General features: G+C 69.9%; 21 protein-coding genes. 10 read left to right on the top strand and 11 right to left on the bottom strand.

Going from position 1 to position 25,576, the window contains the following annotated elements:
• Positions 1 to 2 precede the first annotated feature (2 nt).
• The gene (locus tag ABEU20_RS23170) at positions 3 to 1,349 is read right to left on the bottom strand and encodes a DEAD/DEAH box helicase (protein ID WP_420166724.1); all 1,347 of its coding nucleotides are present in this window, start codon (positions 1,347 to 1,349) and stop codon (positions 3 to 5) included.
• Between the two features lie 84 nt (positions 1,350 to 1,433).
• On the opposite strand from ABEU20_RS23170, the gene ABEU20_RS23165 reads away from it, so the two are divergent.
• Entirely contained in the window at positions 1,434 to 1,934 is a 501-nt protein-coding gene (locus tag ABEU20_RS23165) for a nucleoside deaminase (protein ID WP_420166723.1), read from the top strand.
• 68 nt (positions 1,935 to 2,002) lie between these two features.
• Here ABEU20_RS23165 and gndA read toward each other — a convergent pair whose 3' ends face one another.
• The 4 genes from gndA to ABEU20_RS23145 all read right to left on the bottom strand — a co-directional run bounded on the left by gndA (position 2,003) and on the right by ABEU20_RS23145 (position 7,709).
• Complete coding sequence (gene gndA, locus ABEU20_RS23160; RefSeq protein WP_420166722.1) at positions 2,003 to 3,463, bottom strand: NADP-dependent phosphogluconate dehydrogenase; 1,461 nt, start codon at positions 3,461 to 3,463, stop codon at positions 2,003 to 2,005.
• Between the two features lie 151 nt (positions 3,464 to 3,614).
• Positions 3,615 to 5,852, bottom strand: coding sequence for a DEAD/DEAH box helicase (locus tag ABEU20_RS23155; RefSeq protein WP_420166777.1), 2,238 nt, complete (start codon positions 5,850 to 5,852; stop codon positions 3,615 to 3,617).
• Between the two features lie 418 nt (positions 5,853 to 6,270).
• The gene (locus ABEU20_RS23150) at positions 6,271 to 7,230 is read right to left on the bottom strand and encodes a M56 family metallopeptidase (protein ID WP_420166721.1); all 960 of its coding nucleotides are present in this window, start codon (positions 7,228 to 7,230) and stop codon (positions 6,271 to 6,273) included.
• A 26-nt stretch (positions 7,231 to 7,256) separates the two neighbouring features.
• Entirely contained in the window at positions 7,257 to 7,709 is a 453-nt protein-coding gene (locus ABEU20_RS23145; protein WP_420166720.1) for a BlaI/MecI/CopY family transcriptional regulator, read from the bottom strand.
• A gap of 133 nt (positions 7,710 to 7,842) precedes the next feature.
• Here ABEU20_RS23145 and ABEU20_RS23140 point away from each other — a divergent pair, with 133 nt between their 5' ends.
• From ABEU20_RS23140 to ABEU20_RS23125, 4 genes are all read left to right on the top strand, one after another.
• Positions 7,843 to 9,150: an alpha/beta hydrolase gene (locus ABEU20_RS23140; RefSeq protein WP_420166719.1), complete on the top strand. Its 1,308-nt coding sequence runs from the start codon at positions 7,843 to 7,845 to the stop codon at positions 9,148 to 9,150.
• Entirely contained in the window at positions 9,147 to 11,696 is a 2,550-nt protein-coding gene (locus ABEU20_RS23135; protein ID WP_420166718.1) for a phosphatidylglycerol lysyltransferase domain-containing protein, read from the top strand. Before ABEU20_RS23140 ends, ABEU20_RS23135 begins: the two co-directional genes overlap by 4 nt.
• An 83-nt stretch (positions 11,697 to 11,779) precedes the next feature.
• Positions 11,780 to 12,313: a hypothetical protein gene (locus ABEU20_RS23130; RefSeq protein WP_420166717.1), complete on the top strand. Its 534-nt coding sequence runs from the start codon at positions 11,780 to 11,782 to the stop codon at positions 12,311 to 12,313.
• On the top strand, positions 12,310 to 12,930 hold the full coding sequence (locus tag ABEU20_RS23125) for an RES family NAD+ phosphorylase (protein ID WP_420166716.1): 621 nt from the start codon (positions 12,310 to 12,312) through the stop codon (positions 12,928 to 12,930). The genes ABEU20_RS23130 and ABEU20_RS23125 overlap by 4 nt, the downstream gene beginning before the upstream one ends.
• A gap of 65 nt (positions 12,931 to 12,995) precedes the next feature.
• On the opposite strand, the gene ABEU20_RS23120 is transcribed toward ABEU20_RS23125, so the two are convergent.
• Entirely contained in the window at positions 12,996 to 13,691 is a 696-nt protein-coding gene (locus tag ABEU20_RS23120; RefSeq protein ID WP_420166715.1) for a helix-turn-helix transcriptional regulator, read from the bottom strand.
• A gap of 73 nt (positions 13,692 to 13,764) precedes the next feature.
• Here ABEU20_RS23120 and ABEU20_RS23115 point away from each other — a divergent pair, with 73 nt between their 5' ends.
• The 3 genes from ABEU20_RS23115 (at position 13,765) to ABEU20_RS23105 (ending at position 17,303) form a co-directional block, all read left to right on the top strand.
• Positions 13,765 to 14,508 carry an alpha/beta fold hydrolase gene (locus ABEU20_RS23115; protein ID WP_420166714.1) on the top strand — a complete coding sequence of 248 codons (744 nt, stop codon included), beginning with the start codon at positions 13,765 to 13,767 and terminating at the stop codon, positions 14,506 to 14,508.
• Between the two features lie 123 nt (positions 14,509 to 14,631).
• Entirely contained in the window at positions 14,632 to 15,243 is a 612-nt protein-coding gene (locus ABEU20_RS23110) for an AAA family ATPase (protein WP_420166713.1), read from the top strand.
• A 164-nt stretch (positions 15,244 to 15,407) separates the two neighbouring features.
• Positions 15,408 to 17,303: an alkyl/aryl-sulfatase gene (locus tag ABEU20_RS23105; RefSeq protein ID WP_420166712.1), complete on the top strand. Its 1,896-nt coding sequence runs from the start codon at positions 15,408 to 15,410 to the stop codon at positions 17,301 to 17,303.
• Between the two features lie 6 nt (positions 17,304 to 17,309).
• Here ABEU20_RS23105 and ABEU20_RS23100 read toward each other — a convergent pair whose 3' ends face one another.
• From ABEU20_RS23100 to ABEU20_RS23090, 3 genes are all read right to left on the bottom strand, one after another.
• Positions 17,310 to 18,158 carry an ABC transporter ATP-binding protein gene (locus tag ABEU20_RS23100; RefSeq protein ID WP_420166711.1) on the bottom strand — a complete coding sequence of 283 codons (849 nt, stop codon included), beginning with the start codon at positions 18,156 to 18,158 and terminating at the stop codon, positions 17,310 to 17,312.
• Positions 18,155 to 19,150 carry a FecCD family ABC transporter permease gene (locus tag ABEU20_RS23095; protein WP_420166776.1) on the bottom strand — a complete coding sequence of 332 codons (996 nt, stop codon included), beginning with the start codon at positions 19,148 to 19,150 and terminating at the stop codon, positions 18,155 to 18,157. The genes ABEU20_RS23100 and ABEU20_RS23095 overlap by 4 nt, the downstream gene beginning before the upstream one ends.
• 104 nt (positions 19,151 to 19,254) lie before the next feature.
• Positions 19,255 to 20,682, bottom strand: a complete 1,428-nt coding sequence (locus tag ABEU20_RS23090) for a FecCD family ABC transporter permease (RefSeq protein WP_420166775.1) — start codon at positions 20,680 to 20,682, stop codon at positions 19,255 to 19,257.
• Between the two features lie 272 nt (positions 20,683 to 20,954).
• Here ABEU20_RS23090 and ABEU20_RS23085 point away from each other — a divergent pair, with 272 nt between their 5' ends.
• Together ABEU20_RS23085 and ABEU20_RS23080 are read left to right on the top strand one after the other, a co-directional pair.
• Positions 20,955 to 21,686: a hypothetical protein gene (locus ABEU20_RS23085; RefSeq protein WP_420166710.1), complete on the top strand. Its 732-nt coding sequence runs from the start codon at positions 20,955 to 20,957 to the stop codon at positions 21,684 to 21,686.
• A 298-nt stretch (positions 21,687 to 21,984) separates the two neighbouring features.
• A complete protein-coding gene (locus ABEU20_RS23080) occupies positions 21,985 to 22,446 on the top strand; it encodes a PaaI family thioesterase (RefSeq protein WP_420166709.1) in 462 nt (153 codons plus the stop codon).
• A gap of 12 nt (positions 22,447 to 22,458) precedes the next feature.
• Here ABEU20_RS23080 and ABEU20_RS23075 read toward each other — a convergent pair whose 3' ends face one another.
• Positions 22,459 to 23,832, bottom strand: a complete 1,374-nt coding sequence (locus tag ABEU20_RS23075) for an NAD(P)/FAD-dependent oxidoreductase (protein ID WP_420166708.1) — start codon at positions 23,830 to 23,832, stop codon at positions 22,459 to 22,461.
• Positions 23,833 to 23,986: 154 nt separating this feature from the next.
• Positions 23,987 to 25,342 carry an MFS transporter gene (locus ABEU20_RS23070; RefSeq protein ID WP_420166774.1) on the bottom strand — a complete coding sequence of 452 codons (1,356 nt, stop codon included), beginning with the start codon at positions 25,340 to 25,342 and terminating at the stop codon, positions 23,987 to 23,989.
• Positions 25,343 to 25,576 lie beyond the last annotated feature (234 nt).

Below are 25,576 nucleotides of genomic sequence, written 5' to 3'. Positions count from 1 at the left end.
GGTCAGCTTCCTCCGCGCCGACGGCGGCTCTGCCCGGAGGCGGGGCGGCCGGTCCCGTCGCGGCGTGGTCCGCCGCGTCCACGGAACCCGCGCTGCGGCCCCGGGCTCCGCCGGTCCGCGGGGGTCTCCTTCTTCGGCGGCGCGGGCGCGGTCTCCGGCTCGGGCACCGGGGTGCCGCTGGGCTCGCGGGCGCCGGTCACCGCCTCCCATCGGCGGTCACGGCCGCCGACGGTGAGCGGGTCGACGTCCACCCCGGCGGCACGCATCACCTTCGCGGCGGGACCGCGCTCGTCCTCGGTCACCACCGTCACCACGACACCCGACTCCCCGGCGCGGGCGGTGCGTCCTGCGCGGTGCAGGTACGCCTTGGATTCGGTCGGCGGATCGACGTGCACGACGAGCGAGATGCCGTCGACGTGGATCCCGCGCGCCGCGACATCGGTCGCGACCAGCACCGGCAGGGTCCCGTCGGTGAACTCGGCGAGCACCCGGGTGCGGTGGCCCTGCGGCTTGTCGCCGTGCAGCCCGCCCGCCGCGATCCCGACGGCGCGCAACTCGTCGGTGAGCCGATCGACGCCGGCCTTGGTGCGGACGAACAGCAGTGTCCGGCCCGTCCGGGCCGCGATACGGGCGACGGTGGGGTACTTGATCTCTCGCGGCACGTGCAGCACGTGATGCTCCATCGAGTCGACGGCGGCGACGGCCTCCGCGGTCGCATGGGTGACCGGGTCGTGCAGGTAGCGCGCGACGAGCGTGTCCACCTCGCCGTCCAGGGTCGCGGAGAACAGCAGCCGCTGCGCCGCCTCGGGGGTGCGGTCCAGGATCTCGATGACCTGCGGCAGGAATCCCAGTTCCGCCATGTGGTCGGCCTCGTCGACGGTGGTGACGCGGACGTCGTCGAGAGTGATCGTGCCCTGCGCCAGATGGTCGGCCAGCCGGCCCGGCGTCGCTATCACGACGTCGACGGTGCGCGAGAGCTTGACGGCCTGCCCCTTGAACGGGACACCACCGACGATCGTGGCCGTCCGCAGACCCAGCGCGAGGGCCGGTTCGTCGAGGGCCTTCTCGATCTGGGCGGCCAGCTCACGGGTGGGGGCCAGCACCACCGCGCGCGGACGCGACGGCCGGCTCGCGCCGCCCTTGAGGCGCACCAGCAGGGGGAGACCGAACGCCAGCGTCTTGCCCGACCCGGTGGGGCCGCGGCCGAGGACGTCGCGTCCGGCGAGGATGTCCGGAATGGTCGCTGCCTGGATCGGGAAGGGCGCCGAGATGCCCGCGCGGCCGAGGGCGTGCACCAGCGTGGTGGGCAGACCGAGCTGCGCGAACGTGGGGAGGGAACGGTCGGACATGGGTGGCGCGGGCCTTCCGGTCGTGAAGTCACAGGCTACCGCGGGGTGGGACAATCGCGGTTCCGTGTGAATGAGGAGGTAACTGTGTCCGAATCGGGGCATTCCGAACTGGTCACCGAGGTCGAATTCCGGCACCTGCAGCGCTGCGTCGAGCTCGCCGCCGAGGCCCTGCTGGCGGGCGACGAACCGTTCGGGTCCGTGCTGGCCACGGCAGACGGGACCGCGGTCGCGGAGGACCGTAACCGGATCGCGGACGGAGACAGCACGCGCCATCCCGAGTTCGAACTGGCCCGGTGGGCCGCCGAGAACCTGACCGTCGACGAGCGTGCCGGCGCGACGGTGTTCACGTCGGGGGAGCACTGCCCGATGTGTGCGGCCGCGCACGCATGGGTGGGTCTGGGGCGCATCGTCTACGTCGCCTCCACCGCCCAGCTGGTGTCGTGGCTGGACGAGATGGGGGTGCCGCCGGCGCCCGTTCGCCCGCTGCCGGTCCAGGAGGTGGCACCCTGGGTGACCGTCGTGGGGCCGATCCCGGAACTCGCCCCGGACGTGCACCTGCTGCACCGCCGCCTGCACGAGGCCTGACCGGCACACGCGAATCGGGGCGGACGCCGACAGCGTCCGCCCCGATCCGTGTCGTCGGACGGGGAGGCTCAGGCCTCGATCTCGGAGCGGTCGCCGCTCCAGAGGGTGTGGAACTTGCCCGGCATGTCGACGCGCTCGTAGGTGTGGGCGCCGAAGAAGTCGCGCTGGCCCTGGGTCAGCGCGGCCGGCAGACGCTCGGCGCGCAGACCGTCGTAGTACGACAGCGACGACGCGAACGCCGGCACCGGGATGCCGAGGGTGGTCGCCGTGACGACGACGCGACGCCAGCTGTCGATCGCGTTCTCGATCGCTTCCCGGAAGTACGGCTCGACGATCAGCGACGTCAGATCCGGGTTGGTGTCGTACGCCTCCTTGATCCGGTTGAGGAAGCGGGCGCGGATGATGCAGCCGCCGCGCCAGATCGTGGCCATGTCGCCGGGGGTCAGATCCCAGCCGTACTCGTCGCTGCCCGCGCGGATCTGGTCGAAGCCCTGCGCGTACGCGACGATCTTCGACGCGTAGAGCGCGCGGCGGATGTCCTCGGTGAACTGCGCGACATCGGTCGGCTTGGCCCCCAGCGCACCGGACGCGAGACCCTGCGCCGCCTTGCGCTGCTCGCGCGAACCGGACAGCGCGCGAGCGAACACGGCCTCGGCGATGCCGGTGACCGGCACACCCAGATCGAGCGCGGACTTGACGGTCCAGCGGCCGGTGCCCTTCTGCTCGGCGGCGTCGACGACGACGTCGACGAGCGCCTTGCCCGTCTTGGCGTCCTTCTGGCGCAGCACCTCGGCGGTGATCTCCACCAGGTAGCTCTCGAGCTCCCCGCCGTTCCACTCGGTGAACACGTCGGCGACCTGATCAGCGTCGAAGCCCAGAGCGTCCCGGAACAGGTTGTACGCCTCGCCGATGAGCTGCATGTCGGCGTACTCGATGCCGTTGTGCACCATCTTCACGAAGTGGCCGGAGCCGTCCGGGCCGATGTGCGTGCAGCACGGGGTGCCGTCGACGTGCGCCGAGATCGACTCGAGCAGCGGACCGAGCGCCGCGTACGACTCCTTGGGTCCACCCGGCATGATCGACGGGCCGTTGAGGGCGCCCTCCTCGCCGCCGGAGATGCCGGCGCCGACGAAGTGCAGGCCGCGCTCACGCAGCGCAGCCTCGCGGCGGATGGTGTCGGTGTACAGCGCGTTGCCGCCGTCGATGATGATGTCGCCGGGCTCCATCGCGTCGGCGAGTTCCTCGATGACCGCGTCGGTCGCGTCGCCGGCCTTGACCATGATGAGCACGCGTCGCGGCTTCTGCAGCGCGCCGACGAACTCCTCGATGGTCTCGGTGCGGACGAAGTCGCCATCGTCGCCATGTGCGGCCAGAAGCGCGTCGGTCTTCGCGATGCTGCGGTTGTGCAGGGCCACCGTGTGTCCGTGGCGGGCGAAGTTGCGGGCGATGTTGGAGCCCATGACGGCGAGCCCGGTGACGCCGATCTGGGCGCGGGCAGCCTCGGTGCTGGCAGAAGTCTCGGAGGTCATGGTTACAGCTTCCCCCGAGACCCCACCGTGACGCGAACCGGCCCCGCTGTTGGAGTCGTGACGCCGGACACGCATTCGGCCCCGGACGCCCTGACGAGGGCGGCCGGGGCCGAATGTGGTTCACGGACGGTCGATCACGTCGACCCGTGGACTATGCGTTGCGGTTGCGGTGCGGACCGTCGAAGCCGTCGTAGCTGCGACGCTCCGTGCGGCTGCGGAAACCGTTGCTGCGCTGCTCGGACGAACCCGAGGAGTTGCGACGGTCACCGAACGACCGGTTGTCCCGATCGCCGAAGTCCCGGCGCGGGCCGCGGTCGTCACGGTTGCCGCGGAAACCGCCACCGTCACCGTCGCGGCGGGGGCCACGGTTGTCGAAGTCCCGCCGGGGGCCGCGGTCGTCACGGTTCCCGAAGGAACGGTTGTCCCGGTTGCCGAAGGAACGGTTGTCGCGGTCGCCGCGGAACCCGTTGCTGCGCGAATCGCCTCCACGGGAATCGTTTCCGCGGAAGCCGCCCTCGCTGCGACGGTCGCCGAAGTCGCGACGGGGGCCGCGGTCGTCACGATTGCCGCGGAATCCGCCACTCTCGCCGTCGCGGCGCGGTGCGCGGTTGTCCCGGTTGTCGAAGTCCCGCCGGGGACCGCGGTCGTCGCGGTTCCCGAACGAACGGTTGTCGCGGTCGCCGAAGTCCCGGCGGGGTCCGCGGTCGTCACGGTTGCCGCGGAATCCGCCACCGTCGCCGTCGCGGCGGGGAGCGCGGTTGTCGCGGTCGCCGAAGTCGCGGCGCGGGCCGCGGTCGCCGAAGCTGCGCTCACCCTGGTTGCGGTCGCCGAAGTCCCGGCGGGGTCCGCGGTCGTCACGGTTGCCGCGGAATCCGCCACTCTCGCCGTCGCGGCGCGGTGCGCGGTTGTCCCGGTCACCGAAGTCGCGGCGCGGACCGCGATCGTCACGGTTGCCGAAGGAGCGGTTGTCGCGGTCGCCGAAGCTACGCGCACCCTGGTTGCGGTCGCCGAAGTCCCGGCGCGGGCCACGGTCGTCACGGTTGCCGCGGAAACCGCCCCCGTCACCCTCGCGACGCGGGCCACGGTCACCGAAGTCGCGACGCGGGCCGCGATCGTCACGGTTGCCGCGGAAGCCGCCCTCGCGGCGCGGACCACGATCACCGAACGAACGCTCACGCCGATCGCCGCGCTCGTTGCCGAAGTAGCTGTCGCGCACCGGTTCGCCGCTCGGCGCCTGCGCGCCCGTGATGGTCGCGAGTTCCTCCGAACCGGGGAACACCGGGACGGCGGTCGCGTTCACGCCGGCCATGCCCGTCAGGCGACGGAACATGCGCCGCTGGTTCGGGAGCACGATCGCCGCGACGACGCCCGCCTCACCAGCGCGGGCGGTGCGGCCGGCACGGTGCAGGTAGTCCTTGTGATCCTGCGGCGGATCGACGTGCACGACCAGGTCGATGCCGTCGACATGGATGCCGCGCGCGGCGACATCGGTGGCCACCAGCACCGGGGTGCGGCCGGTCTTGAAGCGCTCGAGCACCCGGGTGCGCTGGTTCTGAGCCTTGCCGCCGTGCAGGGCCTCGGCCGCGACGCCCTTCTCGCGTAGGCGCTCGGTGATGCCCTCGGCGCCCAGCTTGGTGCGCGCGAACATGATCGTGCGTCCGCCCTTGCGGGAGGCGATCTCTGCGAGGACCGCGTCCTTGTCGCCGCGGTCGACGAGCAGCACGTAGTGGTCCATCGTGGTGACCGACGCGCGGCCGTCCTGCGTGGAGTGCAGTTCGTGCTCGGGCAGGAACTCGCGCACGAGCGTCTTCACGTCGTTGTCGAGCGTCGCCGAGAACAGCAGGCGCTGGCTGTCGTTCGGGGTGTCCGCGAGCAGCGTGCGGACCTCGGGCAGGAAGCCCATGTCGGCCATCTGGTCGGCCTCGTCGAGCGCGGTCATCTCGATCTCGCCGAGGACACACGTGTTCTGCCGCAGGTGGTCGCCGAGACGACCGGGGGTGGCGACGAGGATGTCGACGCCCCGGCGCAACTGGTCGACCTGCTTGGTGAACGGGGTGCCACCGACGGCGGCGCGCACGTTGAGGCCGAGCGAGCCGGCGTACGGGGTGAGCGAATCGACGACCTGGAACGCAAGTTCACGGGTGGGGACGAGGACCAGAGCGCGCGGACGCTTGGGCGCCGGACGGTCCTCGTGACGGGCCAGGCGCGCCAGCATCGGCAGACCGAACGCGAGCGTCTTGCCGGAACCGGTCTGCGCGCGACCGAGGATGTTCTTGCCGGCGATCGCGTCCGGAATGGCCATCGCCTGGATCGGGGACGGCACGGTGATCGAGTTGCGGGCCAGCGCGGCGACGACGGGTTCGGGCAGACCGATCTCGGCGAACGTCATCTCGGGCTCGCCGGCGTCTTCGGCGTCGGCCGACTCGGTGTCGGTGGCCTCGAGAACCTCGGTGGCGTCAGTGTTTTCGGGAGTCTGGGTGGACTCGGGGACCTCGACTTCGGCGGGTGCCGGGACGACGATGTCGTCCTGGCTCTCCTGTACCGACGGATCTTGGGCAGCAGTAGTCACGCGGAATTACCTCTCCGGACGTAGGGCGCGTCGCGGAGCGGGCTGTCATGCAGCCGCACGAAGAGACGAGCCAGGGCACATATCACCTGGCCATCCGTGCGCTTCTTGCGGGAGAGATGGGGCTGTGTGCCGCACATTGATTGATCGGGCCGCAGTGGCGACCGCAATCGAGTGTACGCGATGGGGTCGAGGGTCGACGACGTACGGCATCAGGTGTGACCAGCGCTACGTCGCGGCGTCAGGCCTGGGCGGGCGAGAACAGGCGGCTCAGCTCCACCAGCCACGGCACCGCGACGGCGATGGTCGGCACCACGAGGATCGCGGCGGCGCCGACGTAGGCGGCCGCGGCGATCCGGATGTCACCGACGGAATCGGTGAGTCGCTGGACCCGCACGAGGGTGCTGGGGCCGCCGGCTGCCATCGCGCCCCGTGGCGCGGTGGAACCGGCGCACGTGACCAGTGCGCGGGCGAGTGGGCCGGGGCCGGTGACCTTCACGGCCGAGTCGTCGGCGAGGAGTTCGACGAGCAACTGCACCGAGCCGAGCGCGGACTTCGATCGCACCACCCGCGGGAAGGCGTGGTGGACGGCGGTGAACGCCTCGAGCACCAGGTCGTGCCGGGCCCGCAGGTGGGACCGCTCGTGCGTGAGGATGGCGGTGATCTCGGCGTCGTTGAGCGAGTTCAGGGTGCCCTCGCTGAGCACCACCCGCTGGCGGAGACCGGGAAGGCAGTACGCGATGGGCTCCGCGGCGTCGAGCACCCGGACGCCCGGGAACGTGCCCAGCGCCGTCGAGATGTCGTCCCGGTCGAGGAGATCGACGAGCATCCGGTGGCGGGCACGCCGACGGCGGGTGTGCACCCCCACCCGCACCATCGAGAAGATCAGTTTGGCGCCGATCAGCAGGGTGAGGCCGAACACGACGACGTACAGGATCCACAACGGGAGCCCGAGCGCGTCGATCTCGGCGGTCGGCTCGGTGGTCGGACGCCCGTCGGGCCCGGGGACCAGCAACTGGCTGGCGATCGCAAGGCCCGAACTGAACGCGGACAGCACTGCGGCGAGAGCGATGGCCTGCCACAGCACCAGGGCGGCGCGGGGAGACCGGAACGGCCACCGGGCACGGCTGAGAAGCGCCGGCACGGGGCCGGTCAGCGCGAGCGCGAGCAGCCCGAAGGCCAGCGCCGTGGGGGCGTTCATCGTTTACAGGTCATGGCAGCGGGGCCTCAGCTCGCTCGTCCGGTGCCGGGACGCAGTCCGGTCGGGCGAACGGGATCCCCGACCGGCGTCACCGACTCGGACTTCGCGGCTTCGGCGGCCTCGAGTGCGGCGAGCGCTTCGCGCAGCGCGGCAGCCTCGTCGGCGCCGACCTGGCCCACGAAGTGCACCAGTGCCGCGGCACGCTCACCGGACGCGTCGGCCTGCTGCAGCGCGTCGACCATGAGGCTCGCGACCAGCTCGTCGCGTCCGTGCATCGGCAGGTAGCGGTGCGCGCGGTCGTCGCGCTGCTGGATCACGAGGTGCTTCTTCGCAAGTCGCTGGAGCACCGTCATCACCGTGGTGTACGCGAGTTCGCGCCGGGTAGCGAGAGCCTCGTGCACCTGTCGCACGGTCTGAGGCTCCGTCACCGACCACAGATGATCCATCACCGCACGTTCGAGCTCGCCGAGTCCAGCCATGCTCCGAGTCTACGGACCGCCCTCCCGGAATGGTTACTACTGCCAGTAGTAACTTCGGCGGGTCGGTGTGGTATCGGTCTCACCGGCGCGCCGGGCGGTATACCGGTGGGGGAAACGTCAGCGCGGAGGTCCGATGTTCGGGTGGCTCGATCGACTCTCGCTGGTCTCGGGGCCATTGCCCGTCGTCGTCGCGGTCTGCGGAATCGCCGGTGCGGGCTGGTTGCTCGCAGGCCGGCGTCGGTGGTTCCTGCGCTGGGCGCTGCCCGGGTCGATCGTCGGCGCGGTTGTCGCGACGCTGATCCTGTGGGTGGTCGTGGAGAAGGCGTGGAAGCCGTTCCCGGACCCGATCGAGACGGCGGTGTACGTGTGGATCGGCGTCGGGCTGTGGGCGGTACTGCTCGTGGTCCCGCGGGCGTTCACCGCGCGAAAGCGGACCGTGCCGGTCACGGTTGTCGCGGCGCTGGCCGTCGTGCTCGCGGTCGCCGTGCAGATCAATCTGGTGTTCTACGCCTATCCGACGGTGGGAACCGCGCTCGGACTGCCGGATCCGGATCGGATCGATTTCGCCGAGGTGCCGCCGCCGACGGATCCCGTCGTCACCGGTAATCCGCTCGAGGACGCGTGGGCGCCGCAGGCCCCGCCCGATCTCCCGGCGAGCGGCCGGTACACGACGGCCCCCGTGCCCGGTCCCGCATCGGGATTCGCGGCGCGCGACGCCGTCGTCTACCTGCCGCCCGCCTACTTCGCGGATCCGCGGCCGCTGCTGCCGGTGCTCGTGATGCTCGCCGGCCAGCCCGGGTCGCCGGAGGACTGGCTCAACGGCGGCAAGCTCGCGATGACGATGGACGCGTTCGCGCGCGAGCACCACGGCCTCGCCCCGATCGTCGTCGTGCCCGACGGCACCGGTTCGCAGTTGGCCAATCCGCTGTGCCTGGACTCGAAACTCGGGAAGGTCGCCACCTATCTCGCGGTCGACGTGCCCGCGTGGATCAGGACGCACCTACAGGTGGACCCGGATCCGCGGGCGTGGGCGGTCGGCGGACTGTCCTACGGCGGAACGTGTTCGCTGCAGCTGGCGACCAACCATCCGGAGGTGTATCCGACGTTCCTCGACCTGTCCGGTCAGGAGGAGCCCACGCTCGGCGATCGGCAACGGACGGTCGATCAGGCGTTCGGCGGTGACGAGGCGGCGTTCGTCGCGGTCAATCCGCTGGATCTGATGAAGTCGCGACGCTATCCGGACACCGCGGGGATCATCGTCGTGGGAACCCGCGACGACGCCTACCGCGGCGGCGCGCAGAAGGTCTTCGCGGCGGCGCGCGACGCGGGCATGGACGTGCAGTACGTGGAGGTGCCGGGCAGCCACAGTTTCGCGGTGTGGTCGGCGGGCCTGCGGGACGAGATGGATTGGCTGGCCGAGAGAATGGGACTGATCTCGTGACAACGCTCCGCCGGTATGGACGCCGGGTGGTCGAACTGCTCCGCTACGGGGCGGCCGGCGCGCCGGTCAGCATCACCCTGCTCGCCGTCGTCTGGGTACTCGGCTTCGCGACCGACTCGATCGTCCACGGGCCCGGACAGTTCGTCGACCGACATCTCGCCGTCGGGATCGGCCCCTTCGAACACTGGCGGTTGTGGACCAGCCTCAGTGCGGGACTGTGGGCGCCCGGGCTCGCCGGCTACCTCGGCGCGACCGTGCTGGTCTTCCTCGTCGCCGCACCGCTCGAAAGGCGGATGGGCTCCGGTCGATTCGCGCTCTCGGCACTGATCACCCAGGTGGCGGGCGCGTTGGCGGGCCTGGCGGTGGCTTCGGTGGTGAAACTGCTCGACGCCGACTGGGGATTCCGCCTGCACATCGGGACAGCGGTGGGTCCGACGACGTGGATCGCCGGTGTGGCGATGGTGGCGAGCGCATCGATGGACACGCTGTGGCGCAGACGGATCCGGGTGGGTCTGCTTGCGCTCACGATCACCCTGGTGTTGTTCGCCGGACAGTTGCAGGACGTCGTCCGGCTCGGCGCCGTCGTGGTGGGGTTGTGTGTGGGCCCGTGGATCGTCGGGCGGTCCGCGCGCGGTCCGCGGATCTCCGGGACCCGGCGCGAGGGCCGGGTGCTGGTCGCGATCGTCGTGGCCGCCACCTCGGTCGGGACGATGCTGGCGGCGCTGTCTCCGCACGCCGTCGGACCGCTGTCGGTGCTGCGCGACCTGTTCCGCGGGGTGCCGTGGACCACCGCCGAGGTCCGCGAGATCTGCGCGGAGTCCGCGTCCTCCCTCGACTGCCGGCGCGGCGAACTCGACCTGCGCCTGTCCGGGTTGGGGCCGACCCTGTTGAGTCTGATGCCATCGGTGTTCCTGCTGGTGCTGTGCGACGGTCTGCGCCGTGGTCGCCGGTTCGCGTGGGTGGCGTCGCTCGTCGCCCAGGCGCTGCTGCTGGTGCTGTCGCTGCTGAACTTCGTGGTCCGCTACATCGACGTCGCCGACGAGGAGTCACTGTTCTACGGGCTCGACGCCCCCAACGTGTACCGCACGCTCACGCCGTTCCTGACGCCGCTCGCACTGGTGGTGCTGCTGCTGGCGACGCGGAAACTGTTCGACGTCGCGGCGCCCCCGCGCACCTACACCCGTCTCGCGACCCGCGTCGTGGTGCTCACGGCGGGGCTCGGCGTGCTGTACGTGCTCGGCGGGCTGTGGGCGCGCAACGGGTTCGACCGGCGTCCCACCGTCTGGACGCTGATCGCGGACTTCCCGGAACGCCTGGTGCCGCCGGTGTACCTGCAGATGCTCGACCCGCGCCTGCTGCCGGACGACTGGGCATCGACGCTGCTCTACGAGTGGACCGGCGTCGTGTTCTGGGTCGTGGTGTGTGTGCTGGTGGCGGCCACGTTCCTGCGGCCCGCGCAGGGTGCGGACACCGGTGCCGCCGAACGGGCCCGGGAGATCCTCGTGCACGGGACGGGCAGCGCGCTGGCCTGGATGACGACGTGGCGCGGCAACTCGTACTGGTTCGGCCCCGCCGGTGACAGCTACGTCGCCTACCGGGTCGTCGGCGGTGTCGCGCTGACGACCGGGGGGCCGGTGGGCCGACCCGACCGGGTGCGCGACGACGTCGTCGGGTTCGCGGAGTTCGCGGCGTCGAACGGGTGGGTGCCGTGCTTCTACTCGGTGACCGGGGACGTGCGCGATGCGGCCGAGGCGCAGGGCTGGGTGGGTGTGCAGGTGGCCGAGGAGACGGTGCTCGACCTCGGCTCGATCGCCTTCACCGGCAAGAAGTTCCAGGACGTGCGCTCGGCGTTGAACAAGGCGGCGAAGTCGGGGATCACGGCCGAGTGGGTCAGTTTCCCGACCGCGCCGCTGGCGATCACCGATCAGATCACCGCGATCTCCGAGGAGTGGGTGGCCGACAAGGGCATGCCCGAGATGGGGTTCACGCTCGGCGGTCTGCAGGAGATGGACGACCCGGAGGTGCGGTGCCTCATCGCGGTCGACGAACAGCGCACCGTGCACGGGGTGACGTCGTGGCTGCCGGTGTACCGCGACGGCCGGGTGGTCGGATGGACACTGGACTTCATGCGCCGGCGCGCCGACGGTGCCGGACACGGCTTCCGCCCGGCGATGGAGTTCCTGATCGCGTCGGCGGCGTTGCTGATCGAACAGGAGGGCGCCGAGTTCGTGAGCCTGTCCGGGGCGCCGCTGGCGACCGTGCAGGACGGTGAACAGGCGGACGTGCCGAGCGACGTGCGCCCCGGACTGTCGGAGGCGATGGACTCGCTGCTCGACGTCCTGGGGCAGACCCTCGAACCGGTGTACGGGTTCCGGTCGCTGCTGGCGTTCAAGTCGAAGTTCCAGCCCCGGTACGAGCCGATGTACATGTGTTTCCCCGATCCGGTCGCGCTGCCGAGCATCGGCAATGCGATCGGCCGCGCCTACCTTCCCGACGTCTCGCTCGGGCAGAGTGTGCGCCTGGTGCGGACGCTGATCCGGCGCTGACGCGCGACCGTTCCGGGGTTGACGTGGTTGACTGACTGGTGGCAGGGTTGGTTGACACGGTTGACGCGTGAGAGGACGGGGTCATGACCACACGGGCATCGCTGGTCGAGCGGGAGAACGAGCTGATGGCGTTGCTGAAGCGGCGGGTGCACGACACCTTCGCAGCGGCCGCCGAGGCCGGCGTGCCCGCCGAGACGTTCGCCGACGTCGAGGCCATCGCCGACGCCATGTCGGCGGCGTTGCCCACCAGTCACGTGTACGACCAGATGGTCGGGCCGTTCTACGACACCGCGGGCCTTACCCGGTGGTGGCGGGTGAGCCGGCAGGCCGTCAGCAAGAAGGTCGCCACCAACGCGGTCATCGCGTGCCGACTCGACGACGGCCAGTGGGTGTACCCGACATGGCAGTTCACCGACGGCGGCGCCGTGCATCCGGCGCTCGTCGAGGTGTGGCGGATCCTGCGCGCCGCCGCGGATCCGTGGACCGCCGCGCTGTGGCTGTGCACCCCCCAGGAGGGATTGGGCGGCCGGACCGCCGCGGACTGGCTCACCGGCGGCGGGACGATCGACCCGGTCCGCACCGCCGCCCGCGCCGACGCGCAGCGGTGGGCTGCATGACCCGAGAGGTCGTCGCGCTCGGCTCGCCCGACAATCGTTCCCTCGCCGGCTTCCCCACCTGGTCGTTGACCACCCGCCGGCAGCTGTGGCGCGGGCACAGGGCAGGCAACGGGCCGTGGTGGTTCGCCTCGTCCGGGCGGGGCCGCTTCGATCTCAGCGAACCGCGCGGCACCTGCTACGTCGCGTTCGACGAGCGCACCGCGATTCGGGAGACGGTGGGGGAGGTGCTCGCCGGATCCGGGGTGATCTCCCACGACTTCGCCGACGAGCGCGTGCTGTCCCGCCTGCGGATTCCCGCTCGCCGCACGCTGGCCGACACGTGCACGGAGGAGGCCGCGAACTACGGACTCACCCGTGAGCTGTGCACCGTCACCCCGTACGACATCCCGCAGCAGTGGGCGAGCGCGCTCGCCGGGTCGTGCGACGGCCTGCGCTACCAGTCCCGGTTCACCACCGGTACGACGGCGAACGCGGCCGCGCTGTTCGACGCCGCCGGCGTCCGGGAGGACTGGGCCGTCGACGAGGCCCCGGAGCCGTTCGCCGCCGCCGCGCGCCGTTGTGGCTTCACCGTCGGCTCGGTGCCGCGGACCGTGCGGATCGTCCAGCCACCGAGCTGAGCGGTGGTCGAGCCCGCATGACGGCCACGGGGCTCCCGAAATTCCGTCCGACGACGTCGATCGTTTCATGCACCGTGGCCGTTCACGGATCGTGCTGTCGCCGGTGGGGCGCCGATCTCGTCGATGCGGTGGCCGCTGCACGGCATTCGTGTTGCGCTGGCGTGCTCGATCCGGGACACGAGAAACCACCGCATATCACTGCGCAATCGGCACCACCCGATCAGATACCAGAGCCCGTTCCTGGAGGCGAACACCACCGGTTCGACGTCCCGGGTCGTCGTGTCGCCGTCGCCCGAGGTGTAGCGGATACGCACCACCCGCTGCTCGGACATCGCTTCCTCCAACGCTGACTTGATCGTGCGCGGAGTGGGAGACGCGTCGACCCAGACGCGACCGGCCAGCTCGTCGGCCTTCGTTCGGGTCTGCGGATCGAGTACGTCCATGATCTTCCGAACGCCCGCCAACGCGAGATCGGCGTAGGGCGCGTCGGGTGCGGCAGAGACGGCCGTCAGTAGCGCCACTGCCTGCGCAGGGGTGAGGCTGACCGGTGGCAGAGTGCTTCGGGCGACCAGGCCGTAGCCACCGCCCGGGCCCGGGCGCGACCAGATCGGCGCGCCGCTGTTCTCGAGTGCGGTGAGGTCTCTCTTGACCGTCCGAACGGACACACCGAACTCTGTTGCCAGTCGCTCGGCAGTGCATCCACGCGGTCCGCTGCGCCGCAGCATCTCGGACAGCGCGTGTAGCCGCTCCGCCCTCTTCATGAGCCACCCCGCCGAAAATTCATGCCAGAAATGGTGACATACCGTTGTCCTGGAGGCGCGAGAGCATCGTGGTGTGACGAACAATGCGAGTAGCCCGACCATCATCCTGATCGCCGGCCATTGGCTGGGGGCCTGGGCATGGGACGAGGTGCTGGAACACCTGACCGCCGACGGACGGCGAACCATCCCGATGACGCTTCCCGGTCTCGACGAGCGAGATCCCGAGCGTGCATCCCGGACGCTCGACGACCAGGCGGCGGCGATCGAGCAGACCATGGCCCAGGCCGCGGCCTCCGAGGCGCGGCCGGTGGTCATCGTGGCGCACAGCGGAGCCAACGCTCCGGTGAGTGTCGTCCTCGATCGGCATCCTGAGCTCGTTCGACGCGTGGTGTGGGTCGACAGCGGCCCCGTCGCCGATGGCACTGTCTTCGCCCCGGACACGCCCGAAGACCTGGAGGAGTTCCCACTGCCGCCGTTCGACGAGCTCGGCCGGCAGGCCAGCCTCGACGGCCTGAGCACAGAGGCACTCGAGCGCTTTCGCGCGAGGGCCGTCCCGGAACCCGGTCCCGTGCTTCGTCAACAAGCGAAGCTCACCAACGATGCGCGTCTCGCGGTCCCGACCACCCTGGTGTGCTGCTCGATTCCGAGCGCGCAGGTGATGGAGTGGGCCGACGCGGGCCACCCCATGTTCGCCGAGGTGTCGAGACTCGACCACGTCGATCTCGTCGACCTTCCGACCGGGCATTGGCCCATGTGGAGCCGGCCCGGCGACCTCGCCCGCATCCTCGCCGCGGCAGCGACGTCACCGGTCGACTGAACGCAGACAGACCATCCCGGGGGCGGCACGTCCCGCATCGATCGCCGACAGTCGGGTGCCGCCCCCGCGGCGGTCAGCGTCGCGGGGACGGCCACCCCAGCCTCCACCGCTACGCTCGGCCCCATGCTGGTGTGGATCAACGGAGCATTCGGCGCGGGTAAGACGCAGACCGCGTTCGAGTTGCATCGTCGGATCCGGTCGTCACACGTGGCCGATCCCGAACTCATCGGATTCGCGATCCACAAGATGTTGCCTGCGGCCGCGCGCAACGACTTCCAGGACCGCGCCCAGTGGCGGTCGGCCGTCGTTGCCACTCTCGCTGACGCTGTGGCTGCTCACGACGGTCCGGTGATCGTCCCGATGACGTTGGTCGACGCCGACTACTTCGACGAGATCATGAACGGTCTCGCCGCCGAAGGGGTGGATGTCAGACACTTCGCGCTGGTCGCGTCACCCGACACGCTGCGGCGTCGGCTTCGGGCCCGCACCGGGTACTGGCTGGGTCGCGCCGTCGGGAGAGACGAAACCTGGGCCATGCAACAGATCGACCGGTGTGTGTCCGCACTCGCCGCCGATCGATTCGCAGAACACGTCGACACCGACACCCGAACCGTCGACGACATCGTCGAGTACCTGGCGGAGCGGCTGGATCTGCCCCTCGAGCATCGGCGTTTGCATCCCGTCCGCTATCGAATGCGACGGGCTGCGGTCGGGATCCGGCACATCAGGATCTGAGGCGGACGGCGGCAGTCATAGCTGGATTCTGCCGACCGGCAGCACGTGTCGCCCGCACGCGCCCGAACTCCCCGTTCACCCGCGCCGGGTGAGGCGTCCGCCCCGCGCCAGATGCCACGCTGCGACTGCGTCCAGGGACAGCAGTATGCGGCGAGAGGGAATCCATGACCGATCAGTCACAGGCCACGGCCACGGTGCAGGCCCGGCACGCGGAGGCCCTGGAGGTGCTCCCGTTCGACGAGGACCAGGACTTCGCCGACGCGCGACGCGGCTTCGTCGCCGCGCTGGAACCGGGCGTCGTGAAGAACGGCGACGGCGACATCGTGTGGGACAGCGGATCGTTCGCGTTCCTCGACGAGGACTGCCCGGAGACGGTCCATCCGAGCCTGTGGCGCCAATCGCGGCTCTGCGCCATGCAGGGCCTGTACGAGGTCGCCGACGGGATCTATCAGATCCGGGGCCTCGATCTGTCGAACATGACGCTGGTCGAAGGCGACACCGGGGTGATCGTGATCGATCCGCTGATCTCCGCGGAGACGGCGGCCGCCGGTCTGGCGCTGTACCGCGAGCACCGCGGGAACCGTCCGGTGGCCGGTGTGATCTTCTCGCACTCCCACATCGACCACTTCGGTGGTGTCAAGGGCATCACCACTGCCGAGGACGTCGCGGCGGGGCGGTGTCCGATCCTGGCGCCGGTCGGGTTCGTCGAGCACGCGGTGGCCGAGAACGTGTACGCGGGCACGGCGATGGGGCGACGGGCGGCGTACATGTACGGGGCGGCGTTGCCGCGCGGGCCGCTGGGCGCGGTCGGCGCGGGTCTCGGCCCGACCACCTCGACCGGGACGCCCACGCTCATCAACCCGACCGTGGACGTCGACCATACCGGGCAGACCGAGACGATCGACGGCGTCCGCATCGAGTTCCAGATGACGCCCGGGACCGAGGCGCCGTCGGAGATGAACTTCTACTTCCCCGACCGTCGGGCACTGTGCATGGCGGAGAACGCGACCCACACGCTGCACAACCTGCTCACGTTGCGCGGCGCGCTGGTGCGTGACCCGCACGTGTGGTCCAAGTACCTCACCGAGTCGATCAACCGGTACGCCGCGCGCTCGGACGTGCTGTTCGCGTCGCACCACTGGCCGACGTGGGGCACCGAACGGCTGACCGAGTTCCTGTCGCTGCAGCGCGACCTGTACGGGTACCTGCACGACCAGACGCTGCGGGCCCTCAACCAGGGCACGACCGGCATCGAGATCGCCGAGAACCTGGAGCTTCCACCGGCGGTGGCTCGGGCGTGGCACACGCACGGCTACTACGGATCGGTCAGCCACAACGTCAAGGCCATCTACCAGCGCTACATGGGCTGGTTCGACGGCAACCCGGCCACGCTGTGGGAGCACCCTCCGGTCGACGCCGCGAAACGTCACGTCGAGTTCATGGGCGGGGCCGACGAGGTCGTGGCGAAGGCGCGGAAGTCGTACGCGGAGGGGGACTTCCGCTGGGTCGCGCAGGTACTCAACTACGTGATCTTCGCCGAACCCGACAATGTCGAGGCGCGAACGCTGCAGGCGGACACGCTGGAACAATTGGGCTTCGGCTCGGAGAACGGGACGTGGCGGAACTTCTTCCTCATGGGCGCCTACGAACTCAGGAACGGGCCGGTGGGCACACCGACCCAGACGGACGCGCCGGACATCGCCGCGGCGCTGTCGGTGGAGCAGGTGTTCGACGCGATCGCGCTCCGCATCGACGGGCCCCGCGCATGGGACGCCGACATCACGATCGACTGGCGCATCACCGACGAGGGTATCGACCACCGCACCCACCTGAGGAACGGACTGCTCGTGCACTTCGATCTCGATGGCGAGGCGTCCGAGCCCGACGTGCGGCTGACGCTGTCCCGCCAGGACCTCATCGCGGCCGTCGTCGGTGGCGGCGACGTGCCGGGCATGGTCGGCGCCGGCCGGATCGGGGTCGACGGCGACGCCGCCAAGGTGACCGAACTGATCGGCTACCTGGACTCCCCGGACCCGGACTTCGCGATCGTCACGCCGTAGCGGGGCTCACCGACCGCGCGTCGGCCCGCCCACCGCTCCGTACACGTGGCGGGTGCCGATGGGGACGATCAGCGGACGGTCCGAGACCGGGTCGTCGATGACGGTCGCCTCGAGCCCGAAGACGTCCGCGAGGAGCTCGGCGGAGATGACGTCCTGCGGCTTGCCGGACGCGACGATCCGTCCCTCCGACATGACGATCAGGTGGTCGCTGTAGCGGACGGCGAGGTTGAGGTCGTGCAGCACCATGATCACGGTGCGGCCCATCTCCTCGTGCATCCGGTCGACGAGGTCGAGCACCTCCACCGAGTGCGACAGGTCCAGGTAGGTGGTGGGCTCGTCGAGCAGCAGGATGTCGGTGCCCTGCGCGAGTGCCATCGAGATCCAGGCGCGCTGCCGCTGACCGCCGGACAGCTGGTCGACGGGACGGTCCGCGAGATCCGCGACGCCGGTGAGCGCGAGCGCGTGCGCCACCTCGGTCTCGTCGTCGGACGACCACTGGCGGATCCACGACTGGTGCGGGTGCCGTCCGCGCGCGACGAGGTCGGCGACGGTGAGCCCCTCCGGGGCGACGGGGGCCTGCGGCAGCATGCCGAGGGTGCGGGCGACGTCCTTGGTGCGCATCGTGGTGATCGCCTTGCCGTCGAGCAGGACCGTGCCTGCGCGCGGCTTGAGGAGACGGCCGAGCGCCCGCAGCATCGTCGACTTGCCACAGCCGTTGGGGCCGATGACGGTGGTGATGACGCCGGTGGGGATCTCGACGTCGAGTCCCTCGACGATCACGCGGTCGCCGTAGCCGAGCGTGAGGTTCTCGGCGACGAGGCGCGGCGCGGGCGCGGAGTGAGCCGTGGTGGTCATGCCGAGACCTTCCGGTTGTTGCGGACGAGCAGGTACAGGAGGAACGGGCCGCCGAGCGCGGAGGTGACGATGCCGACGGGCAGTTCGACGGGGAGGATCGTGCGGGCGATGATGTCGCTGCCGACGACCAGCACGGCACCGGTGAGGGCCGACGCGATGATCGGCGGGCCGGGGGACCGGACGAGGCGCATCGCGACCTGCGGGGCGGCGAGCGCGACGAAGCCGACCGGGCCGGCCGCGGCGGTGGCGACGGCGGCGAGGATCACCGACGCGAGCAGCAGCTTGGCCTGCTCGGACTGCTGCCGCACACCGAGGGAGCGGGCGTTGTCGTCGCCCAGGCGCAGCGCACCGAGCGTGAACGTCGCGATGATCGCCCAGCCGCCGATGAGCACGAGCGCGATCGCGACCGGCCACACCTGGCCCCACCCGGCGCCGTTGATGGAGCCGTTGAGCCACACCTTGGCGCGGGAGACGTCGTTGATGTCGGCGGAGATGAGCAGCCACCCGGTGACGGCGATGAGCATCGCGTTGATACCGATGCCGATGAGGATCAGCCGGTAGCCCTCGACACCGTTCCGCCACGCCAGGAGATAGATCACCGCGGCCGTGAGGAGACCGCCGGCCAGCGCCGCCAGCGGAATGCCGAGCGTCGCGAGCAGGCCCACGAACGAGCCGCCGCCGCCGAGCACGATGAGCGCGACCGCCGCCGCGCTGGCGCCCGAGGTGATACCGAGGATGTCGGGGCTGGCGAGTGCGTTGCGGGCGATCGACTGCGTGATGGCACCGGAGATGCCGAGTGCGATGCCGATCAGGATCGCGACCAGGGCGCGGGGGAGCCTCAGGTCCATGACGATGAACCGCTGCACCTTGGAGCCACCGCCGAACAGGACGTTGGTGACCTCCGCGATCGACAGCGGGAAGTCGCCGCGGCCGATCCCGACGCACACGAGCAGGAAGAGCAGGGCGAGCAGTGCCACGTTCACGACGATCATGAACGGCCGCAGCACCAGCGACACCGGTCCGATCCGCAGCGCCGGGCGGGACGGCACCTTCGCCACGTCGTCGGGCGCGGAGTCGGGCAGGGAGTTGAGGACGCTCACAGGCTGGCCAGCTTCCTGCGCCGCACCAACGCGATGAAGAACGGGGCACCGACCACGGCCAGCACGATGCCGACCTGTAGTTCGCCCGGACGGACGACGACACGGCCGATCACGTCGGACATCACCAGCATCAGGCCGCCCAGCAGCCCCGCGTACGGGACGAGCCAGCGGTAGTCGGGGCCGGTGATGGCGCGGGCCACGTGCGGGACGACCAGGCCGACGAACGCGATGGGGCCGCATGCGGCGGTCGCGGCGCCGGTCAGCAGGGTGATCGCGACGATGCCGATCGTGCGGGACATCGCGATGTTGGTGCCCAGCGATCGGGCTACGTCCTCGCCGAGGCTGATCACGTTGAGGCTGGGCGTGCTGGCGATCGCGATGACGAGACCGACGACCAGGAACGGCAGCACCTGCCAGAAGATGTCGAAGCCGCGTCCGGCGACCGACCCGACCACCCAGAACCGGTAGCCGTCGAGGGTGGTCTGGTCGAGGATGACCACCGCGTTCGTCATGGCCTGCAGGAAGAACGCGACGGCGGCGCCGGCGAGCGCGAGGCTGAGCGGGCTGGCCTTGCCGTTGCCGATCGACGACAGTCCGAACACGGTGATCGACGCGAGCGCCGATCCTGCGAACGCGAACCACAGGTACTGGCTCGGCGCGGTCAGGCCCAGCGCGTAGATCGCGATGACCACGAGGAAGGCCGCGCCGGCGTTGAGGCCGAGCAGTCCGGCGTCCGCGAGCGGGTTGCGGGTGTGTCCCTGGATGAGGGCGCCGGCGACGCCGAGCGCGATACCGACGACGAGCCCGAGCAGGGTCCGCGGAATGCGCAGAGTGTGCACGATGATGTCGGTCTCGCTGCCCGTCGACGAGAACAACGCGTGGAACACCTCGGCGAACGACAGGGGACGGGCTCCGATGGCGACGCTCGCGAACAGCACGAGCACGAGCAGGGCCGCGAGCACCGCCAGACCGAGGAGTCGGCGACGGCGGACCGCGGCGAGTGAGGAGTCGGGCACGATCGGGGTGAAGCCGTCGGCCCGCGCGGTTGCCTCGTGGACCACCTCGACGCCCGACGGGCGCCACGGCACCCGGCGTAGCGCGCGCCGCACACCGATCGGCGCGCCGGTGCTCGCGTCGCGGGTGACCAGACCGCACCAGCCCTTGCCGACGGTGGTGCCGGCGTTGCCTTCGCGGAATCCGCGATTCCACACGAGCAGGGCCACGGCGATCAGCAGCGCGGCGCCGCCGAACACGACGCGGTCGGCCTGCCCGCCGCCCTTGGCGTCGGCCAGGGAATCGACGAGGTACCAGCCGATGACGACGGGGATCGCGACGATGCCGAGGTCGAGCAGCTCGGCCAGCGCCCGTCGGGGTCGGGGCGCGGGGCCTTCCGGAATCACTTCCTTGCCGTATGCGCTCGGCACACGGGGCTTCGACGCATCCGGAATCACTTCCTTGCCGTATGCGCTCGGCACACGGGGCTTCGACGCATCCGGAGTCACATCCGGGAGGCGGGTCGTCGACACGTGGAGGGTGCTCCTATGAGAGGTAACGCTATCGAGCGTCAGGTTACGGAAGCCTAACCGAACGCGCGAGGGCGGTATCCGCTCAACGGCACGCGGGGACCCTCGGTCGCATTCGAAGTAAGGGTAGCCTACGCTTCTGCTGATCTACCCGAACTCTCGATGGAGGCACGATGGCCGCGACTGCGCATATCCAGTTCAGTTCCGAGACGACAGCTCTCGACGCCTCCTGTTGTCGCTTGCGGGAGATCTCCCCGGACTACCCCCGCGTCTACGCGGTCGCGACGATGGCGCATCAGGGTAAGCGGCGGTGGTGGCCGGTCGCGGCGTGCGCCGCGGATTCCGACGAGATGCCCGCGGACCGGGTGGATCGGATGTACGCGCGAGTGCTCGAGGATCTGCACTCGCCGAACGCTGCCGTCATGCAGGTGGCCGCCGCGCTCGTGCACGCGATCGTGGGCCGGGTCGCCGCCCTGGTCGTCACGGAGGCGAGAGCCTGGGATCCCGGCGTGGACAACCTCTGGATCCACATGGACAGCGACAACGGCATCGACTGGGCGGGAGTCGTCGACACGACGCTGCGCGTTCTGCCCGAGGACGAACTCGCCTACGGGCGAGGGGTCGTGACACTCCCGTGCGAGCGCGCCCTGCACGTGTGGACCGCCCACCGGTGTGTCACCTCGCTGGGCGCGGTACGTCGCGCGCTCGACCTGTGCGCCCCGGTCGACCCGGCGCGGTTCGCGATGCTGGTCGCCGACGCCGTGCTGAGCGCGGTGACGCGCATCCCGTTGTCGACCGGGATGTCGGCGGGGGTGGCCGCGCGCCGCGGTCAGGGTCTGCTCGACGCCTTCGAGACCGTCGGTGTTCCGGTCCGCACGCGAACGGCGCTGGCACTGGCGTGCTGAAGGGGTTGCCAAATTAGGGCAGCCTTTCCTATAGTTATCTCATCCAAACGCTGGGCCGTGCCGGAGTCCTGAGGGCTGCAGTGACTCCCGGTCCCTTCCACGGCGGGTTCCGCGCAGATGCGCGGAACCCGCCGGTTCTTTTTCTCGGACGCCCGTTCGCCACGCGGGATTCCCTGGTGTCGGTGGGTCGAGCGTGCGCCGCGGGAAGGCGTGGATCACTATGACGAGGTACATATTCGGTCGGAGGCCGACATCCACACCCGGTGTCGGACGTCCGAGAGAAGCGATGGAGCAGGTCATGGCGAGCGATGCAGAGCGGGCACTGACACTGGAAGACGGGGCGGACCCCGCCGAGGTCAACGCCTTCCTCAACAAGGGGTTCGGTGAGGCCCTCGGGCTCGAGTTCACCGAACTGACCGCGGACTGGGTCCGCGCCCAGTGGAAGGTGACCCCGGCGTTGTACCAGCCGTGGGGGATCATGCACGGCGGTGTGCACTGCGCGGTCATCGAATCCGTCGCCAGCATCGCCGCGAGCCTCTGGCTCGGCGATCGGGGGCACGTGGTCGGCGTGAACAACAACACCGACTTCCTGCGCGCCTCGCGCGAGGGCGTCCTTCACGCCGAGGCCACGCCGATTCACCGCGGCCGCACTCAGCAACTGTGGGTGGTCACCATCACCGACGATCAGGACCGGCTCACCGCGCGCGGACAGGTCCGTCTGCAGAACATCACCGAGACGTCGGCGCTCGGCAACAAGTGACGGGGGGTGGGCTCAGCCCACGTCGCGTGAATCGGCCGCGTGGCGCGATCGGCTCTGCTCCTGCAGGACGTCGATCGCGTTGCGCGCGAACACCTGCTGCTCCGTCGAGGCCATCTGGGCTCGGCCACGGCCGAGGAAGCTGACCGTCCACGAGATCACTGTCGACAACCGGCTGCGGAACCCGATCAGGTACATCAGATGGATCACCAGCCACATGATCCAGCCGATGAAGCCGCTGATTTCGAGTTTGCCCACCTTGGCGACGGCGCTGTGTCGGGAGATCGTCGCCATCGAGCCCTTGTCGAAGTACTTGAACGGCTGACGATCTTCCGGCTGCGCGCCGTCGAGGCCCGCGCGGATCTCCTTCGCCGCGTACTTCCCGCCCTGCATCGCGACCTGCGCGAGCCCCGGCAGTTTGTCGAGCGACATCATGTCGCCGATCACGAACACGTTCGGATAGCCCGGCAACGTCAGGTCCGGATTGACGTGTACGCGACCGGCCCGGTCGACCTCCGCGCCCGTCTGCTCACCCAACTGCCGGCCCAGAGGGCTCGCCTGCACACCGGCAGACCACACCTTGCACTGTGCATCGATCCGCGTCTGGCTACCGTCCTGGGTCTTGACGACCAACCCGTTCACGTCGACGTTGGTCACCATCGCATTCAGCTGGATCTCCACTCCGAGCTTCTCGAGTCGCTCGGCGGCCTTGCGGCTGAGCTTGCCGCCGTACACCGGCAGCACCGCGGGCGCGCCGTCGACCAGGATCACTCGGGCATCGCGAGGGTCGATCCGCCGGAACGCGCCGGCCAGGGTGCGGTGCGCGAGTTCGGCGATCTGGCCGGCCATTTCGACGCCGGTCGGTCCGGCCCCCACCACGACGAACGTCAGCAGGCGCCGACGTTCCTCGGGATCGTCCGACAACTCGGCCTGTTCGAAAGCGCCGAGGATGCGTCCGCGCAACTCCAGGGCGTCGTCGATGGTTTTCATGCCGGGTGCGAACTCGGCGAAATGATCGTTGCCGAAGTACGACTGCCCGGCCCCCGCCGCGACGATGAGCGAATCGAACTCGGTCACCGTCTCGCGCTCGAGCAGCCGGGACGTGACCTTGCCCGCCGCCAGGTCGATCGATTCCACGTCGCCCAGCAGCACCTCGACGTTCTTCTGCTTCCGCAACACCATTCGCGTCGCCGGGGCGATGTCGCCGACCGACAGGATCCCCGTCGCCACCTGGTACAGCAGCGGCTGGAAGAGGTGATGGGTGGTGCGCGCGACGAGGGTGATGTCCACGTCCGCGCGTTTGAGCGCCTGCGTGGCGAACAGTCCGCCGAAACCGGATCCGATGACGACGACGCGGTGTCGTGCGGGTCGTGCCGAGGGGTTGCTCATCCTGCGCTCCTCGAAGCTCGTCGAAACGTGCTGTCCCTTGTCACCGTAGCCGCCGCCCGGCGCATCGTCCTGCCAACGCCGTCGACCTCCGGACACGACGATGGGCGGTGGGAGAAAACCCACCGCCCATCAGGGGAACGTCAGCGAAAGTGCGTCACGCGTCCTTGAAGACGCTGCCGCGGCGGATCAGCAACGTGAATCCGAACGTCACCAAGCCCAGGACGACCATCATCGTCGCGACCGTGTTCAGGCCACCCACCGTCGGGGCGGCACTGCCGGCGGACACGGCCGACGATGCCAACAGCATCGTCGCGATCGACGTACCGATGCCCTGGCCACCGGTGCGCAGCACCGAGTTGGTTCCGGTCGCCTCACTGGTGTTGCTCTCGGGCACGGCCTCCACGATGAGGTTCGGCAGCGCCGTGTAGGCGAACGCCGTGGCGATCGAGACCGTGATGATCATCGCCACCATGCCGGCCACCGAGTCGTGGAACACGATCAGCATCGCGCTGCCGATCGTGAACAGCGCCGTGCCGAGCAGCATCGACGTCCGCGAGCCGACGGCCCGCGAGATACGACCACTGAGCGGGGTGCACACGAAGCCGAACATCGAGCCGATGAACGACAGCCATCCGGCGTTGGTCGCGGAGATGCCGAGACCGAACGGCGCGGTCGTGGGGGACTGCAGGATCATCGGGATGATCATGGTGCTGATACCCATCGGGCCCACGGCGATCGCCAGAGTCGCGACCATCGTCAACGCCACCTTGCGGTCGGTGAACAGACGCACGTTGACGATCGGGTCGGTCACCCGCAGCTCCCACAGCACCCACAGTGCCAGGACGACGAGACCACCGATGATCAGGCCCAGTGTCTTGACGTCGGTCCAGCCCCAGGCGCCGGACTTGTTGATGCCCAGCAGCACCGCCGCGATGGCGGGCGCGAAGGCGATCGTGCCGAGGTAGTCGACCCGCTGCGTCGTGCCCGTCGGCGGGCGCCACGGCAACACGAACAGCACCAGCAGGAGCGCGAGCACCGCGTACACCGCAGCGACGACGAAGATCATGTGCCAGCTCGCGTGGTCGAGCATGACACCCGCCACCAGCAGCGACGCCGATCCGGCAGCCACCGCGGAACCCGAGATGATCGCGATCGCGACGGGAACCTTCTTCGCCGGCAGATGCTCGCGTGCCAGGCCGATGCACAGCGGCAGGATCGCACCGGCGACACCCTGGATGGCGCGGCCGACGATGATGCTGCCGATGCTGTCGCCGATGGCGCTGATGAACGAACCGACGGCGGCGGCGCCGAGGAGGACGACCAGGACGCGTTCACGTCCGTACATGTCGCCCAGGCGGCCACAGACCGCGGCGGACGCGGCGGCGACGAGGAGGAAGGCGGTGACCGCCCAGCCGACCGTGGCGGCGTCGCTGTGGAACTCCCTGATGAACGTCGGGATGGCGGCGTACACCATCGACGTTTCGAAGGCGCTGATGATCTCGACCAGCACGAGGACGGTGATGATCGCCCAAGCCGGTCGCTGCCGGTTGTACCGTCCGCGGCCCGTGGAGGCGGGGGCCGCGGACGGGCCGTGGGTATCTGCAGTTGCTGTCACTGAAGTAGTTGTCCAGACTCTTGACTCACCCGCGGGCGGGCAGTGCTGCGTGAATTCGAAGATCCGCGAGATCGTCGCGTTTACACGGATTCCGGCGGCCGTGGGTGGGCTGGTCCTGTTCCGTTGGTC

Origin of the sequence: Rhodococcus parequi (assembly GCF_046042785.1) — a bacterium.
GTDB lineage: Bacteria > Actinomycetota > Actinomycetes > Mycobacteriales > Mycobacteriaceae > Prescottella > Prescottella parequi.
The sequence above is the reverse complement of the archived record's forward strand: the minus strand, read 5'-3'. Positions and strand labels throughout refer to the sequence as shown.